At 69.0% G+C, this 16,277-nt stretch carries 13 protein-coding genes; 8 read left to right on the forward strand and 5 right to left on the reverse strand.

Features of this window, described 5'->3' with window-relative positions:
• Positions 1 to 65 precede the first annotated feature (65 nt).
• Together LL964_RS00285 and LL964_RS00290 are read left to right on the forward strand one after the other, a co-directional pair.
• Complete coding sequence (locus LL964_RS00285; RefSeq protein ID WP_146092353.1) at positions 66 to 1,922, forward strand: formylglycine-generating enzyme family protein; 1,857 nt, start codon at positions 66 to 68, stop codon at positions 1,920 to 1,922.
• A gap of 250 nt (positions 1,923 to 2,172) precedes the next feature.
• Complete coding sequence (locus tag LL964_RS00290; RefSeq protein WP_104586912.1) at positions 2,173 to 3,420, forward strand: virulence factor family protein; 1,248 nt, start codon at positions 2,173 to 2,175, stop codon at positions 3,418 to 3,420.
• Between the two features lie 104 nt (positions 3,421 to 3,524).
• Here the strand turns inward: LL964_RS00290 and xseA are convergent, their stop codons facing one another.
• Together xseA and queG are read right to left on the reverse strand one after the other, a co-directional pair.
• Positions 3,525 to 4,862 carry an exodeoxyribonuclease VII large subunit gene (gene xseA / locus LL964_RS00295; RefSeq protein ID WP_104586913.1) on the reverse strand — a complete coding sequence of 446 codons (1,338 nt, stop codon included), beginning with the start codon at positions 4,860 to 4,862 and terminating at the stop codon, positions 3,525 to 3,527.
• A gap of 104 nt (positions 4,863 to 4,966) precedes the next feature.
• Positions 4,967 to 6,034, reverse strand: coding sequence for a tRNA epoxyqueuosine(34) reductase QueG (gene queG / locus LL964_RS00300; RefSeq protein WP_104586914.1), 1,068 nt, complete (start codon positions 6,032 to 6,034; stop codon positions 4,967 to 4,969).
• A 24-nt stretch (positions 6,035 to 6,058) separates the two neighbouring features.
• Here queG and LL964_RS00305 point away from each other — a divergent pair, with 24 nt between their 5' ends.
• The 6 genes from LL964_RS00305 (at position 6,059) to LL964_RS00330 (ending at position 13,740) form a co-directional block, all read left to right on the forward strand.
• On the forward strand, positions 6,059 to 7,546 hold the full coding sequence (locus LL964_RS00305) for an NAD(P)H-hydrate dehydratase (protein WP_104586915.1): 1,488 nt from the start codon (positions 6,059 to 6,061) through the stop codon (positions 7,544 to 7,546).
• Complete coding sequence (gene tsaE / locus LL964_RS00310; RefSeq protein ID WP_104586916.1) at positions 7,543 to 8,043, forward strand: tRNA (adenosine(37)-N6)-threonylcarbamoyltransferase complex ATPase subunit type 1 TsaE; 501 nt, start codon at positions 7,543 to 7,545, stop codon at positions 8,041 to 8,043. The genes LL964_RS00305 and tsaE overlap by 4 nt, the downstream gene beginning before the upstream one ends.
• 70 nt (positions 8,044 to 8,113) lie before the next feature.
• Positions 8,114 to 9,802 (forward strand): N-acetylmuramoyl-L-alanine amidase, encoded by a 1,689-nt coding sequence (locus LL964_RS00315; RefSeq protein WP_208621417.1) that lies wholly within the window; start codon positions 8,114 to 8,116, stop codon positions 9,800 to 9,802.
• Between the two features lie 138 nt (positions 9,803 to 9,940).
• The gene (gene mutL, locus LL964_RS00320) at positions 9,941 to 11,809 is read left to right on the forward strand and encodes a DNA mismatch repair endonuclease MutL (RefSeq protein ID WP_104586918.1); all 1,869 of its coding nucleotides are present in this window, start codon (positions 9,941 to 9,943) and stop codon (positions 11,807 to 11,809) included.
• Positions 11,809 to 12,744: a DUF1684 domain-containing protein gene (locus LL964_RS00325; protein WP_146092354.1), complete on the forward strand. Its 936-nt coding sequence runs from the start codon at positions 11,809 to 11,811 to the stop codon at positions 12,742 to 12,744. Before mutL ends, LL964_RS00325 begins: the two co-directional genes overlap by 1 nt.
• Before the next feature lie 18 nt (positions 12,745 to 12,762).
• Entirely contained in the window at positions 12,763 to 13,740 is a 978-nt protein-coding gene (locus tag LL964_RS00330; RefSeq protein ID WP_104586919.1) for a TraB/GumN family protein, read from the forward strand.
• A gap of 43 nt (positions 13,741 to 13,783) precedes the next feature.
• Here LL964_RS00330 and phaR read toward each other — a convergent pair whose 3' ends face one another.
• The 3 genes from phaR to gluQRS all read right to left on the reverse strand — a co-directional run bounded on the left by phaR (position 13,784) and on the right by gluQRS (position 16,242).
• Positions 13,784 to 14,359 carry a polyhydroxyalkanoate synthesis repressor PhaR gene (gene phaR, locus LL964_RS00335; RefSeq protein WP_104586920.1) on the reverse strand — a complete coding sequence of 192 codons (576 nt, stop codon included), beginning with the start codon at positions 14,357 to 14,359 and terminating at the stop codon, positions 13,784 to 13,786.
• 158 nt (positions 14,360 to 14,517) lie between these two features.
• Positions 14,518 to 15,258: a beta-ketoacyl-ACP reductase gene (phbB, locus tag LL964_RS00340; protein WP_104586921.1), complete on the reverse strand. Its 741-nt coding sequence runs from the start codon at positions 15,256 to 15,258 to the stop codon at positions 14,518 to 14,520.
• 84 nt (positions 15,259 to 15,342) lie between these two features.
• The gene (gene gluQRS, locus LL964_RS00345) at positions 15,343 to 16,242 is read right to left on the reverse strand and encodes a tRNA glutamyl-Q(34) synthetase GluQRS (protein WP_104586922.1); all 900 of its coding nucleotides are present in this window, start codon (positions 16,240 to 16,242) and stop codon (positions 15,343 to 15,345) included.
• Positions 16,243 to 16,277 lie beyond the last annotated feature (35 nt).

Below are 16,277 nucleotides of genomic sequence, written 5' to 3' on the forward strand. Positions count from 1 at the left end.
ACGCGCAGAATAGCCTAACGTCGCGATCGCCTGTCGTGCGGCAGAGCACTGGAAGGGAGCAGGTGGTGGGCAAGTGTGGCAAGTGGATCGCGGTGTGGGCACTGGTCGCGCTGGGCCTGTGCGGCTGTTCGCGCGCACCGGCGCCGGCCGCGACACCGCAACCGACTGCCGCCGCGACGCCGAGCCAACCCAATGTCTCCATTGGCGGCGAAGAATCCGCCGAAACCATCGCGCAATGGCAGCCACCGGCGGTGGATCTTGGCGACGAGCCGCTGGCGCAGGCGCGCAAACGCGCTGCGCAGGCGCTGCAGGACGATCGCCTGTACCGCGACGCCGACGCTGCGATTCCGTTGTATCTGGCCATCGAGCAGCGTGCCGGCGGCGAGGATGCGGTGAGCCGGCGCGGTCTGGCGCGCGCGCGCGCGCGGCTGCTCGAACGCGGCCACGCGCTGCTCGCGCAGAGCGATCGCCAGCACGACGCGCTGGAGCAGGCGCGCGAACTGGCCGCGGTGGCGATGACATTGGCGCCGCAGGATCCGAACGTGCGCAGTCTGCAGCGCGAAGTGGAAACCGCCGAACGGGTCCTGGGTTTCAACCGCGCCGGCGAAGACGATCTGCGCGCCGGACGCCTGGGCGAAGACGGCAATGGCGCGCTGGCGAACTTCCGCGATGCCCAACACCTGGATCCGGACGATCCACGCACCCGCCAGGGTCTGGCGGCGGTGGAGAGCGCCTTGCTGGAGCGGGCCGAACGCGCGGCTGACGCAAGCGACTTCATCGGCGCGCGTTACTGGCTGCAGATGGCCGCACAGGTCCGCGACCGTGCTCCTGCCGTCGCCGACGCGCGTGCGCGTATCGAGCGCGTGCGGCGTGCGCAGATCGCCGGCTTGCACGATGCCGGTCTGCACGAGTTGACCTCGCCCCGAGGGCTCAAGGCGGCCGGCGAAAAACTGGCCGAGGTGCTGCGCATCGCCGATCCGGGCGACCCGATGGCGGGCGATCTGCGCCGCCGGCTGGAGCTGGCCACCCATTACGGCAGCTTCCGGCCCGGGCAGGTGTTCACCGATGGGCTCAAGCTCGGCGGCCGCGGGCCGCAGATGATCGTGGTACCGCATGGCGCCTTTCAGATGGGCGCCGGCGACGCCGAGCCGGGCGCCTCCGACAACGAACGTCCTGCTCACTACGTGCGCTTTGCACGGGGGTTCGCGTTATCGATCACCGAGGTGACGGTGGCCGAATTCCGCCAGTTCGTCGAGGCCACCGGCGCCCGTCCACGCGCCACCCGGCGCGGGCATTCGGTGGTGTACGACGAGCGCAGTGGCAATTTCATCCGCCGCAGCGGCGTGGACTGGCAGTCGGACTACAACGGCGCCCGGGCCGCGCCCAACAGCCCGGTGATGCACGTCAGCATTCGCGACGCCGAAGCCTATGCCGCCTGGCTGTCGGAGCAGACCGGCCGGCACTATCACGTGCCCAGCGAGGCCGAGTTCGAATACGCGGTACGTGCCGGTACCACCGGGCGCTATCCCTGGGGCAATGCGGGCTCGCCACCGGCGGATGCGGGAAACTTCACCGGCGGCAACGACATCTCGCGCAGCGGCCGGCACTGGAACAACGGCTTCGTCGGCTATGGCGACGGCTTCTGGGGGCCGGCACCGGTGGGCAGCTTTCGCGCCAATGCCTGGGGACTGCACGACATGGGCGGCAACCTGAGCGAGTGGGTGGCCGACTGCTGGCATGCCAGCTATCGCCGCGCACCGGCCGATGGCGCCGCGTGGTTCAATCCGGGGTGCCGGCAGCGCATGATCCGCGGCGGCAGTTGGGCCAACTCGCCGCAGCAGACACGTGCGGCGTGGCGGCAATCGCAGGACTCTGATACCACCAGCGCCCGCATCGGTTTCCGGCTCGCGCGCGGGATCTGAGCGCGCCCGCTCCAAGCCGGCGCCAGCGGCATCGGCGGGCTCGGGCCTGCATCGTGAGCGGCATGCTCCGTGCGTGGTGTGCGAGCAATACCCCGTGGAGTAGGCAGCGTGTTGCGGCGGGAGCGGGCGTATCGCCAGGCGGTCACCAGTGCCGGGCTCTGGCTTAACCGCAGTGAACACGGCGTGCAGGCGGCGGAACTGGCTGGGATATGGCCGGTCCAAGCCGCAGCGCTCCTGAAGGACTGTGGCAATGAGCACGGGGATCAAGATGTTTCGTTGGGCCATGGCGATCCTGCTGATCGGTGGCAGCGGCTACGCCGTGGCGCGGCACCTGCAGGACGGCAATACCGCTGGCCATTACCGTTCGGTGGAGGTGATCCGGCCCGAGGGCACGCCCAAGGCGATGGTGGTGGTGCTACCGGATAGCACCAACCCGCAGCAGGGCCAACGGCTAGCCGACATGCTGAGCGACGACGGCGCACTGGTGGCCGTGGTGGATACCGCGCGTTATCGCGCACAGCTGCGCGCGCGCCAGACGGACTGCAGCGCATTGGCCGACGACGCTGAACGGCTGGGCAAGAAACTGCTGCGTGCCGAGCACGTGGATGCCTTCCTGCCGCCGGTGCTGGTGGGGCAGGGCGATGGTGCGGTGCTGGCGCGGCAGGCGCTGGCATCGGCGGCGCCCGATGTGCTCGGCGGCGCAGTGGTGGCCGATGCCGGCAGCAGGGATCCGGGGCTGAACTGCGCGCGGGATGTGCCCGATGCCAACCAGGGGTTCCTGGACGATCTGGTCGATGACGCCAGCCCGATGCAGATCGCCGCCGCCACGCGCGGCCATTTCCAGACCGCGCAGGCACAAGGCCTGGCCGATCTGCCGCTGGTGGAACTGCATGCGCCCGGCAGCGATCGCCTGGTGGTGATGCTGTCCGGCGATGGCGGCTGGCGCGAACTGGACAAGGGCATTGCCGCGCAGCTGCAGCAGCAGGGCGTGTCGGTGGTGGGCTGGAACAGCCTGCGCTACTTCTGGGCCAGCCGCACGCCACAGCAGATCGGCGTGGATCTGGACCGGGTCATCGCCGCCTACCGGCAGCGCTGGCATATCCGGCATGTGGCGCTGGTGGGCTATTCGTTCGGGGCCGACGTGCTGCCGTTCGCCTACCCCGATCTATCGCCGCAGCAACGCGCCGCGGTGCAGTTCGTCAGCCTGCTCGGTCTTGGTCACCAGGCCGATTTCAAGGTGCGCGTCGGTGGCTGGCTGGGCTGGCACAACGACGCCGAGCGCGATGTGGCGCCCGCACTGCAGGCATTGGACCTGCGGCGTGTGCAGTGCATCTACGGCACCGAAGAGAAGGACAGCTTGTGCCCCGAGCTGCGCGCACGCGGTGTGGAGGTGGTGGCACGGCCGGGCGGGCACCACTTCGATCACGATCCGGTGGTGCTGACCCACCTGCTGATGCAGGGCTGGCAGCGGGCCGCACAGCTGCCAGCGCGGGGCTGAGCCCGAAGCGAACGGAAGGGGCGCGCAGAGCGGGTCGGAAGCAGCGGCAACCGGGCAACGCAGCTGCCCGACGGCCTTGGGCTCGGCGATACGCGTGAATGCCGCTAGCGCTCGCCGGTTTCCACACGTACCTCGATGCTGCCGTCGGCCAGCTGTGCACGCAGACGTTCCCCCGGCGTTACGTCGGTGGCGCTGCGGATCACCTGTCCGTCGGCGGGGCGGGTGACGATGGCATAGCCGCGTGCCACGGTGGCCAGCGGGCTCACCGCCTCCAGCGAACGCGCCACGCTGCGCAACCGGAGTTGATCGTGCTGCAGGCGTCGTTGCATGGCGGCCTGCGGATGCAGGGCACGCAGGCGCTGCTGCAGGTTGGCCAGGTTGCGTTGTGGCGTGTGTGCCTGCAGGCGCGTCTGCCCGCGTTGCAGGCGCGCCTGCAGGCGTTCCAGCACATGGGTCATGCGCCCGTGCAACCGACGTGCGGCCTCTTCCTGGCGGCGCTGCAGCAGGTGCAGTCGCGCCTGCGGGCTCTGTGCACGCAGCCGAAGGGCCAGCCGGTCGGCCCGCTGCATCGCGTTGCCCAGGGCGTGCTGCTGCAGCTGCGCAAGGCGCGCGCGCGCGCGTTGGACGCGCGCTGCCAGCTCGCGCTGATCGGGCACCAGCAACTCGGCCGCCACCGACGGGGTGGGCGCGCGTACGTCGGCGACGAAATCGCTCAGACTGAAGTCGGTCTCATGGCCGACCGCCGATACCACCGGCGTCTGCGCGGCGGCGATCGCGCGCGCCAGGCGTTCGTCGTTGAAGGCCCACAGATCTTCCAGCGAGCCGCCACCGCGGGTGATCAGGATGACGTCGTAGCGCGCTGAGGCATCGGCGCGTTGAAGGAGCGCAGTGATCTGCGCCGCGGCGCTCTCGCCCTGTACCAGCGACGGGAGCAGGTCCACTTCCAGCAACGGAAACCGCCGTGCCAGCACGCTGAGGACATCGCGTACCGCCGCACCGCTGGGCGAGGTGATCACCGCCAGCCGGCGCACATGCGCGGGCAGGGCGCGCTTGCGCTCGGCATCGAACAGGCCTTCGGCGGCCAGGCGCGCACGCAGCGCGTCGAAGGCACGGCGCAGTGCCCCCTCGCCGGCCTCTTCCATGTGGTCGAGCACCAGCTGATAGTCGCCGCGTGCTTCATACAGGGTGAGCCGTCCGCGCGCGAGCACGCGCAGGCCTTCGCGCGGCTGGAACTTCAGCCAGGTGCTCTTGGGCTTGAACATCGCGCAGCGGATCTGCGCGCGCGCATCCTTGAGCGTGAAGTACAGATGCCCCGACGCCGGACGGGTGACGCTGCTCAGTTCGGCTTCCACCCAGACCAGCGGGAAGCTGCCTTCGAGCAGGTCGCGCGCCAGCGTGTTGAGCTGGCTGGGAGTGAGGATCTGTTGGGTGCGTTCGGCCATCGCCGCATTATCCCGCAGCGGCGAAGATCCTGGGTGATCGGCTGCCGCGACGCAGGACCGCACGCGGCGATGGAGCGCGCTGCGATTGGCCGGCGACCACCGGTTCAGAGACCGTGCTGCGCCAGCGCCCAGCCCACGTGTTCGCGCACCAGCGCCGAGTCGTGGTGGCGGCGCGCTTCCAATGCAGACACCACCTCCGGCGTGCCGGGTGCGTTGCCCAGGCTGACGGCGATATTGCGCAGCCAGCGTTCGTGTCCGCTGCGGCGGATCGGGCTGCCTTCGGTGCGTTGCAGGAATTCGGCCTGGTCCCAGGCGAACAGCTGCGGCAGCGTCGCCACATCCAGGTCGTTGCGCGCGCGGAAGTCGGCCTCGTCGCTGCGCTTGGCGAATTTGTTCCAGGGGCAGACCAGCTGGCAGTCGTCGCAGCCGAAGATGCGGTTGCCGATCGGCTTGCGCATCTGTTCGGGGATCGCGCCTTCGTGTTCGATGGTGAGGTAAGCGATGCAGCGGCGCGCATCCAGCCGGTACGGGGCGATGATGGCCTGGGTCGGGCAGATGTCGATGCAGCGCGTACAGCTGCCGCAATGCGCGGTAGCCGGGGTATCGATCGGCAGCGGCAGATCCAGGTAGATCTCGCCCAGGAAGAACCACGAGCCGCCATTGCGGTCGATCAGACAGGTGTGTTTGCCGATCCAGCCCAGCCCGGCGTTGCGCGCCAGCGCACGTTCCAGGACCGGTGCGGAGTCGACGAAGACGCGATAGCCGAACGCGCCGATCTCGCCCTGGATGCGCTCTGCCAGCTTCTGCAGCCGGTTGCGCATCAGCTTGTGATAATCGCGCCCCAGCGCGTAACGCGCCACATAGGCACGCTTGCCGTCGTGCAAGGTGTTCCATGCCTCGGTGTCGTCCTTGCGGCCGTAGTCCATGCCGACCGACAGCACCCGCAAGGTGCCCGGTACCAGCTCCTGCGGGCGCGCACGCTTGTCGCCGTGCTGGGCCATCCAGTGCATGGTGCCGTACAGGCCTTCTGCCAGCCAACTGCGCAGATGCGCCTCGTCTTCGCCCAGCTCGATGCCGGCGATGCCGCAGCGTTGGAAGCCGGCTTCGCGTGCGAGCACGCGGATGCGCGCGGCGGCATCGGCAGGGTCGGGGCGGGCGAGGACGGCTGACATGGCGACAAGTATAGAATTCCCGGCATGCACGCACCGCTCGCCCTGTACGACACCGCTGCCGCGCGCACGCTCGATGCGCAGGCCACCGCGCTGCTTGGCGGCGATGGCTACCTGCTGATGCAACGCGCCGGCCAGGCCGCCTGGCAGTGGTTGCAGGAACGCTGGCCGCAGGCGCGCCGCATCGTGGTGGTGTGCGGCACCGGCAACAATGGTGGCGATGGCTATGTGCTGGCGCGGTTGGCGCAGCGCGCCGGGCGCCAGGTGCGGGTGGTGCATCTGCCCGGGCAGGGCCCGGCATCGGAGCTGGCGCAGCGCGCCTGCACCGAGTATCTGGCGGTGGGCGGGAGTATCGACTTGTTTCCGTGTGCGCTGGCGCAGGCCGATGTCATCGTCGATGCGCTGTTCGGTATCGGGCTGAACCGCGCGCCGGATGCGCCGACCGCCGCGATGATCGAGGCCATCGATGCCGCAGGCAGCCCGGTACTGGCGCTGGATGTGCCCAGCGGTATCGATGCCGATCGCGGCGTGGCGTTCGGGGCCGCCGTCCGCGCGGATGCCACCTTGCAATTCATCGTGGCACACGTTGGCCTGCACACCGGCGACGCGCTGGAATATGCCGGCGAGTGCGGCCTCGCAGCGCTGGACGTGCCGCCTGCTGCATTCGATGGGCTGGCGCCTGTCGCGCATGGCTGGGAACGCGGGGCCCTTGCGGCGCAGCTGCGCCCGCGACGGCGCAATACCCACAAAGGCGAGTCTGGGCGCGTGCTGTGCGTGGGCGGCAATCTCGGCAGCGGCGGCGCCATCCTGCTGACCGCCGAGGCGGCGCTGCGCAGCGGTGCCGGGCTGGTGCAGGTGGCCACGCGCGCCGAGCATGTCGCGCCGCTGCTGGCACGCTGCCCCGAAGCGATGGTGCGCGCAGTAGAGGCCGGCGAGGATATCGCTGCACTGGCCGATGCCGCCGATGTGGTCGCGCTCGGGCCGGGGCTGGGCCAGGACGCCTGGGCGCAGGCGTTGTGGCAGGCGGTCCTGGCGACCGGGACGCCGGTGGTCATCGATGCCGATGCCTTGAACCTGCTGGCCAGCGATGCGCTGCCCAAGCGCGGTCCGCGCGTGCTCACCCCGCATCCAGGCGAGGCCGGGCGCCTGCTCGGCCTGTCCACCGCGCAGGTGCAGAACGACCGCCAGGCGGCCGCGGCCGCGCTGGCGCAGCGCTACGACGCGGTGGTGGTGCTCAAGGGCGCCGGCAGCGTGGTCGCAGCGCCGCACGCGGCGCCGCGCATCATCGGTGCCGGTAACCCCGGCATGGCGGTCGGTGGCATGGGCGATCTGTTGACCGGTGTGATCGCGGCCCTGCTGGGGCAGGGCTGGTCGCCCTTCGATGCCGCCAGCCTGGGCGCCTTGCTGCATGGCTGCGCCGGCGATGCGGCCGCGCGCGATGGCGAGCGCGGGCTGCTGCCAACCGACCTGCTGCCGCACCTGCGCCGCCTTGCCAACTCCGGAAACCTTTCATGACCCAGCTCGACGCCCAACTGGTGGATGCCGATGCCACCGAGACCCTGGGCCGCGCGCTGGCTGCGGTGCGGCCAGCCAGCGCGGTGGTCCAGCTGCACGGCGACCTTGGCGCCGGCAAATCCACCCTGGCGCGCGCCTTGTTGCGGGCACTCGGTGTCACCGGTCCGATTCGTAGCCCGACCTATACCCTGATCGAGCGCTATCCACTCGCTACCGGCGATGAAGCCTGGCATCTGGATCTGTACCGCATCGGCAACGCTGGCGAACTGGATTTCCTCGGCCTGGACGAGGGCAGCGCCAGCCTGTGGTTGATCGAATGGCCCGAGCGGGGTGCGGGTGCCCTGCCGCCGGTGGATCTGGACGTCGAGCTGGCAGTCGATGGGGATGGACGACGTGCCTGCCTGACCGGTCGCAGCCGGATCGGCCATGCATGGCTGCAGTCACTGACCCAGCAGGGCGAGTTGCGGCCTCTTTTTGCTGGCGAACAGGAGGAATGAACGCCAGGTTACGGATTATTAAGGGAAATCACCTTGCAATTCACATGCATGGATGATTGAATCCAGCGCCATGACACCGGGGACCCGCCAACTCTGTCTTGCAGCCCTGACCGCCAGCCTTAGCCTGGCGGTTTTTGCTGCCTGGGCCGGCGAAATCAAGGGCGTCGGCGTGACCACCGGTGCCACCGGCACCCGCGCCGAAATCCAGCTCGCCGGCAGTGGCGGTTTCAAGACCTTGTCGTTGGCCAATCCCCATCGCCTGGTGGTGGACTTTCCCGATTCGGCTGCGACACGCGGGCTCAAACTGCCGGCCGCCGCCGGCCTGGTGACCTCGGTCCGCACCGGGCAGCCGGTGCCGGGCACGTTCCGGGTGGTGTTCGAACTGGCAAGCCCGGTCACCGCGCTGAAGCCGCAGATGCAGACCCTGGGCAGCGCCTCGACGCTGGTGATCGAATGGCCGGGCGATCCAATGCCGGTCGCCGTGGCGGGGGCCGCCTCGACGGCTGCGGTCGGCGTCGTGCCACCGCCCCGCCCACTCAATGCGCAGGCCGAAGCCGCGCGCGCCACTGCGGCTCTGGCCGCCTCCGCCCAGCGTGCCTCGTCCGCGCCGTCCCCGGCTCCGACACCCGCGCCCACCGCTGCTCCGGTGCCGGTTCCTGCATCTGCCATGCCCACCGTCACCCCGGCCGCAGTTCCCACCACGGTGGCCACCGGTGTGCCGACGCCGCGTCCGGGCACGGCTGCGGCGGGCTCCACCGGTAGTCCTGCGGCGACGTCCGCATCCGGCGCCGTGCGTGCGGTCGGTCCGGCTGGTCAGGTGAGCGGCGCCGGTGGCGCGACGGCGGCAGCCATTCTCAACGGCGGCAGCGCACCGCTGGGCGCTGCCGTTGCTGGCGCAGCCGCGCCAAGCGTGGCCGCGACGGCGACAGATGACGAACCACCGCCGCGCCCGGTGCTGCCCAGCGAAGCGGCGCGGGTCAAGATGGCAGCGGGCATGCGGCCGCTGATCGTGGCCATCGATCCTGGCCATGGCGGTCAGGATCCGGGCGCCATGGGCCCGACCGGCAAGCGCGAGAAGGACGTCACATTGGCGATCGGGCGCGAGCTGGCCCGGCAGATCAACGCCACGCAGGGCATGAAGGCCTACCTCACCCGCGATACCGACGTCTTCATTCCCTTGCCGATGCGTGCGCAGAAGGCCCGTGCCGCCAAGGCCGACATCTTCATCTCCATACACGCAGACGCTGCCGAAAATCGCAGTGCCACCGGCTCGTCGGTGTATGTGCTGTCGACCAAGGGCGCGTCCTCGCAACGCGCGCGCTGGCTGGCCGACAAGGAAAACGCCGCCGATCTGGTCGGCGGCGTGCGCCTGCAGCAGACCGAATCCACTCTGGCCAACGTGTTGCTGGACCTTGCCCAGAGCGGCCATATGAAGGCCTCCGAAGACGCCGCCGGCCATGTGCTGGGGGGGCTCAAGCGCATCGGCAACAATCACAAGCCGCAGCTGGAACGCGCGAATTTCGCGGTGCTGCGCACCTCGGACATGCCGGCCATGCTGGTGGAGACGGCCTTCATCTCCAATCCGGACGAAGAGCGTCGCCTGATCGACCCGGCCTACCAGCGCAAGATCGCCTCCGCCGTGCTGGATGGCATCGATACCTTCTTCACCCGCCAGCCGCCGCCGGGCACCCTGTTCGCCGCGCGTGCGCAGGCCGAGGCCGATGCCGCCGCCGGCACCGTGGCCGGCGGCAGCCGCTGACGCGCTCGGCTATCATTCGACACCGATTCCCGTGAGATCGGCGCCTGTGCGCCGACCGGTCGCTGTGCCGAGGTCCGTCTTGTCCGTGTCACCCCCGATGTTGTGCATGCCGCGCCCCTGGCGCCCGGGCGTGCGCTGATGGCGATCCGTCAGCTGCCCGAGATCCTGATCAACCAGATTGCCGCTGGCGAAGTGGTCGAGCGGCCTGCCTCGGTGGTCAAGGAGCTGGTCGAGAACGCGCTCGACGCCGGTGCCACCCGCGTGGACATCGATCTGGAAGAGGGCGGCGTACGCCTGATCCGCATCCGCGACAACGGCGGCGGCATCACGCCGGAGGAACTGCCGCTGGCAGTATCGCGGCATGCCACCAGCAAGATCGCCTCGCTGGACGACCTGGAAACCGTCGCCACGCTCGGATTCCGTGGCGAAGCGCTGCCGTCGATCGCCTCGGTCAGCCGCTTCAGCCTGATCTCGCGTCGCCACGATGCCGAGCATGGATCTGCGCTGCAGATCGACGGCGGGCGCCTGGGCGAGGTCACACCCCATGCACACGCGCCCGGCACCACCGTGGAAGTGCGCGAGCTGTTCTTCAACGTGCCGGCACGGCGCAAGTTCCTGCGCGCCGAACGCACCGAGCTTGGGCATATCGAAGAGTGGCTGCGCTCGTTGGCGCTGGCGCGGCCTGACGTGGAATTGCGCGTCTCGCACAACGGCAAGCCGTCGCGCCGCTACAAGCCGGGCGATCTGTACTCGGATGCGCGGCTGGGCGAAACCCTGGGCGAGGATTTCGCGCGACAGGCGCTGCGGGTCGACCACAGCGGTGCCGGCCTGCGCCTGCACGGCTGGGTGGCACAGCCGCATTACTCGCGTGCCAGCACCGACCAGCAATACCTCTATGTCAACGGCCGCTCGGTACGCGATCGCAGCGTGGCACATGCGGTCAAGATGGCCTATGGCGATGTGCTGTTCCATGGCCGCCAGCCGGCCTATGTGCTGTTCCTGGAACTGGATCCGGCGCGAGTGGATGTCAACGTGCATCCGGCCAAGCATGAAGTCCGTTTCCGAGAGGCGCGGCTGATCCACGATTTCGTCTACCGCACCTTGCAGGACGCGCTGGCGCAGACACGCGCCGGTGCCACGCCCAACAGCATCGGCAGCGATGTGGCGGGGGGCGCGCTGGCTGCACCGGGTGCGCTGGGCAGTGTCGGCAGTGGTGGTGCCAGTTACGGTACAGGTGCTGGTGGTGACTCGGCCGGCTACGCCAGCTGGCGGCCGGCGCAGACGCCGCTGGGCCTGCGCGTGGACGAGGCGCGTGCGGCCTACAGCGCGCTGTACGCACCGCCCGGCAGCGCTGCGCAATCCTCCAGCGATGTGCCGGTGGCCTCCGGCAGTGGCCTGCCGCCCACCGCCGCCGACAGCGGCGTGCCGCCATTGGGCTATGCCGTGGCGCAGCTGCATGGCATCTACATCCTGGCCGAGAACGCCGAAGGCCTGATCGTGGTGGACATGCACGCCGCGCACGAACGCATCGGCTACGAACGCCTGAAGAACGCCCACGACAGCATCGGTCTGCATGCGCAGCCGTTGCTGGTGCCGATGACGCTGGCGGTGGGCGAGCGCGAGGCCGATACCGCCGAGCGCGAAGCGGCCACCCTGGCCAGCCTGGGCTTCGATGTCACCCGTGCCGGCCCGCAGTCGCTGCACGTACGCAGCATTCCTGCCCTGCTGGCCAATGCCGAGCCTGAGGCCTTGCTACGCGATGTGCTGGGCGACCTGCGCGAGCATGGACAGAGCCGTCGCATCGCCAGTGCGCGCGACGAGCTGTTGTCGACCATGGCCTGCCACGGCGCGGTGCGCGCGAACCGCCGTCTGAGCGTGCCGGAAATGAACGCGCTGCTGCGCGACATGGAAGCCACCGAACGCTCGGGCCAGTGCAACCATGGCCGACCCACCTGGGCTCGGTTTACGCTGGGCGACATCGATCGCTGGTTTCTCAGGGGGCGCTGATGGGGATGCACTGGAGAACGCGGTGGCTGCCGGGGCTGCTGGTGGCAGCCGCCTTGATCGGCTGCGGACGCGAAACGCCGTCGCCGGCTGCACCCGCCGAACTGGACAAGACATTCCTTGCCGACAACGCTGCATGGCGCGAGGAGCGGCTACGGGAGCTGCGCGCGCCCGATGGCTGGACCAGCCTGGTCGGCCTGCACTGGCTGACGCTGAAGGCGCATTACATCGGCAGCAGTGCCGACAGCGGCATCAGGCTCGCGGTCGGGCCGCCGAAGATGGGCATGGTGGCCACCGAGGGCAGGACGGTGTGGTTCGTGCCCGAGCGCGGCGCCGCACTCACCGTCGATGGCAAACCGTTGAGCGGCAGGATTCGCTTTCAGTCCGATCGCGATCCGCAGCCGACCACGATCCGTTTCGATGACGGCAAGGGTGTGCTCAGCCTGATCCAGCGCGGCGATCGCTACGCGCTGCGGGTCAGGCATGCCGATGCGCCATCGCGCACGAATTTCGCCGGGCTGGAGTACTGGCCGCTGGACCCGTCCTGGCGCATCACCGCGCGCTATGTGCCCAACGATGTCGGCAAGACCATCCCGATCGTGGACATCGTCGGCATCACCAGCACCCAGGCCAATGCCGGTGCGATCGAATTCGAGCGCGATGGCAAGACCTATCGCCTGGAGGCCATCGGCGAGCCTGGCCGCCCCGGCTTCGTCGTGTTTGCCGATCGCACCAGTGGGCACGGTAGCTATCCTGCCGGGCGCTTCCTGGATCTGGACGTTCCCGACGCCTCCGGACATGTGGTGGTCGACTTCAATCGTGCCTACAACCCGCCGTGTGCGTTCACCCCGTTCGCGACCTGCCCGTTGCCGCCACCGGAGAATCGCATCGATCTGGCGGTGTCGGCGGGCGAGAAGGCCTACAAGGTGCCGCACTGACGTGGCCAGGGGAACGTGATGACAGCGGTTGCGGTGACGGCGCGCGTGCCTGCGCGGCTCGCCAGTTGGTGCGGCCGGGCGCTGCTGGTGCTGTCGCTGTGGATCGGGGCGGTGGCCCCGGGCTGGGCACGCCCCGCAGCCGATGCGCCTGCCGGCCCGCCGGTGCCGCTGCTATGGAAGGTCGATGGCAGGGGCGGCACGGTGTACCTGCTGGGTTCGTTCCATGTGCTCAAGCCCAGCGACTATCCGTTGTCGCCGGATGTGATGCAGGCGTTCGCCAAGGCCGACCGGCTGCTGTTCGAGCTGCCGCCTGCGGATGCGCAATCGCCGCAGCTGGCCGCGCGCATGCTGCAGGTGGCGCGGCGCACCGACGGGCGCACGCTGCAGCAGGCGCTGGATGCAGCGACCTGGCAGGCGCTGGGCAGCTACGCGCGCCGGCACGGCATGTCCATCGACGCGCTGCAGCCTCTCAAGCCGTGGTTCGTGGCGCTGTCGATCAGCCTGGCCGAGATGGCACGTCAAGGCATGGACGCGGACGCAGGCCTGGACCGTTACCTGATGCAACAGGCGCAATCCGCTGGCAAGCCGGCCGGCGGGTTGGAACGCGCCGAGGAACAACTCGGCCTGCTCGACGGCATGACGCCCGTCGAGCAGCAGCAATTGCTGGAAGAGGCGCTGGACGAGGCCGATAGCAGCGACCAACTGCGCCGTTTGCACGCGGCATGGCGCAACGGCGATGTGCACACGCTGACCACGCAGATGGCCCAGGACATGCGCAGGCAGTATCCGGCGCTGTATCAGGACATCAACGTCGAGCGCAATGCGCGCTGGGTGCCGCGCCTGGAAAAACAACTGGGCAAAGGCAACGGAACCACGCTGGTGGTGGTCGGTGCGCTGCATCTGCTGGGCAACGACGGCGTGGTGGAGCGCCTGCGCGCACGCGGCTACCAGGTGCAGCGGATCTGTTCGGCCTGCGCGAGGCAGGCCGACGATTGACGGTCCGCGCGTAGCGCCGCTGGACGCTACGCCCACCGCTCGCTCAGCCGCGGTTGCGGGCCTTGCCGACGGTGCCGCCGTGGCTGCCGGAGGACCCGTGCGTGCCGGTGCCCATCGGGCCGCTGCCCATGCTGCCGGAACCCGGCGAGGAAGGCGGGGTGCCGGGACCGCCCGGACGGCCGAAGCCGGCGCCGAAATTGCGCTGGAATTCCTGCCACAGCTCCAGGTTGCGCTCGGTCAGCTGGTTCATCATCGCCCATGGCGTCTGCCCGAGCAGGTTGCCCATCTGCTGGCGGAATTGCTGCTGCTGGTCCAGGAAGACCTGCATGCTGCGCTCCAGGTAGTTGCCCATGAAGCCTTGCAGCGAGTCGCCGTAGAACCGGATGATCTGGCTCAACAGCTGGGTGGAGAGCATTGGCTCGCCGTCCTGCTCCTGGTCGGCGATGATCTGCAGCAGAACGGCGCGGCTGAGGTCTTCGCCGCTCTTGGCGTCACGGACCTCGAACTCTTCGCCGTCGATGATCAGCTGGCGTACGTCTTCAATCGTGATGTAACTGGAAATCTCGGTGTCGTAGAGACGGCGATTGGGATACTTCTTGATGATGCGAAGTCCGGCCATGGAACGTTCACTCACAACGATAGTGCGCGCAGGATGGCGCACCGCAGCAGCGGTTGCAACAGTCAAAACGCCTTATTTGCTTAAGCGGACACATAAAAAATGTTGCGCAGCATGGATTTCTGAGCAAATCCATGCTGCAGCGCAAAGTCGCAGCAAAGTCACCAGCCCATGTGATGGCCGCCGTTGATGTCCAGATTCGATCCGGTGATCCAGGCGGCCTCGTCCGCAACCAGGAACGCGACGGCATAGGCGATCTCTTCCGGACGCCCCAGGCGGCCGGTCGGGATGTCGGCCACGATCTTGGCGCGTACCTCGTCCGGGACGGCCATGACCATGTCGGTGGCCACATATCCGGGCGAGACCGTGTTGACGGTGACTCCGAAGGCGGCGTTCTCGCGCGCGAGCGAGATGGTGAAGCCGTGCATGCCCGCCTTGGCCGCGGCGTAGTTCGCCTGCCCGTACTGGCCCTTGAGCCCGTTGATGGAGCTGATCTGGATCACCCGCCCCCAGCTGCGCTTGCGCATGCCCTCGATCACCGGCCGGGTCACGTTGAACACCGAATTGAGATTGGTGTTGATGACGTCGTGCCATTGTTCGGCGGTCATGCGGTGGAAGGTGGTATCGCGGGTGATGCCGGCATTGTTGACCAGGATTTCGATCGGCCCCAGCGTGGCTTCGACCTCCTCGACCAAGCTGCGCGCATGCTCGGAAGAGGCCACATCGCCGCGGAACAACGCGACCTCGTAGCCCTGCGCCTGCATGCGCTGTTGCCAGTCCTGCGCCTTGTGCTGATCGCGGAAATTGCTGGCGACCCGATGGCCCTGGTCGGCCAGCCGCTTGCAGATGGCGGTGCCGATGCCGCCGGTGCCGCCGGTGACCAATGCGACGCGAGATGTCATGACGACTCCAATAACGGGTGAGACGGAGGGCGATCAGGGCAGGGCGCAGACAACTCGCCCCGCTGTCGGTGCTGGGGCGCAATTCTAGTCACGCAGCGGCAGCGATGTGCGCATGCGCAGGTCCAGCGTAGGCGTTGCAGGCAGCCGTTCCGGCAGGAAATGCTGCACTGCATGCTGCAGCAGGGCATCCACGCCCGCATGCCGCGGCAGTGCGGCGGGCAGCTGACCCAATGCTTGCCAGGCCGCGCGCAAGGCGGGCAGCGGGTCGTCATCGTCCAGCGCTGGCGCGGCGTGCGACTTGGACAGCTTGCGGCCGTCGCCATCCAGGATCAGCGGCAGGTGCAGGTAGCGCGGCTGCGGCAGGCCCAGCGCGCGTTGCAGCAGTACCTGGCGCGGGGTGGAGTCCAGCAGGTCCGCGCCGCGGACCACATCTGTGATCGCCTGGGCCGCATCGTCCACGACCACCGCCAGCTGGTAGGCCCAGTAGCCATCGGCGCGGCGCAGCACCACATCGCCCACCTCCGCATGGACATCCTGCACCACGCGCCCCTGCAATGCGTCCTCGAAGGCGACCGGCGGCTGCGGCGGTACCCGCAGGCGCACCGCGCGGCGTTCGCCCAGCGCCGCGACGCAGGCGTGGTGAATACCGCCCATGCCGACCAGATCGGCGCGGCTGCAACTGCATTCGAACGCCAATCCCGCATCGAGCAGCCTTGCGAGCGCGGCGGCATAGTGCGCGTCGCGCTCCGACTGCCGGATCACCGGCAGGTCCGATATCAGGCCGAAGGCGGCCAGGGTGCGCAGCTGGCGCTCGGATGCACCGGCTTGCGCGCGCGGTGGGTCGATATCTTCGATACGTACGCACCACCGGCCACCGGCGTGGCGGGCAAGCAGCCAGCTACCGAAGGCGGCCATGAGGGAGCCGAAGTGCAGGGGGCCGGTCGGGGAGGGCGCGAAGCGGCCGAGATAGGGGGACGGGGGCATGGGCAGCTGAATCGTCGGTCAGGTGCGCGCTTGAT

Origin of the sequence: Xanthomonas melonis (genome assembly GCF_020783655.1) — a bacterium.
Classification (GTDB): Bacteria; Pseudomonadota; Gammaproteobacteria; order Xanthomonadales; family Xanthomonadaceae; genus Xanthomonas; species Xanthomonas melonis.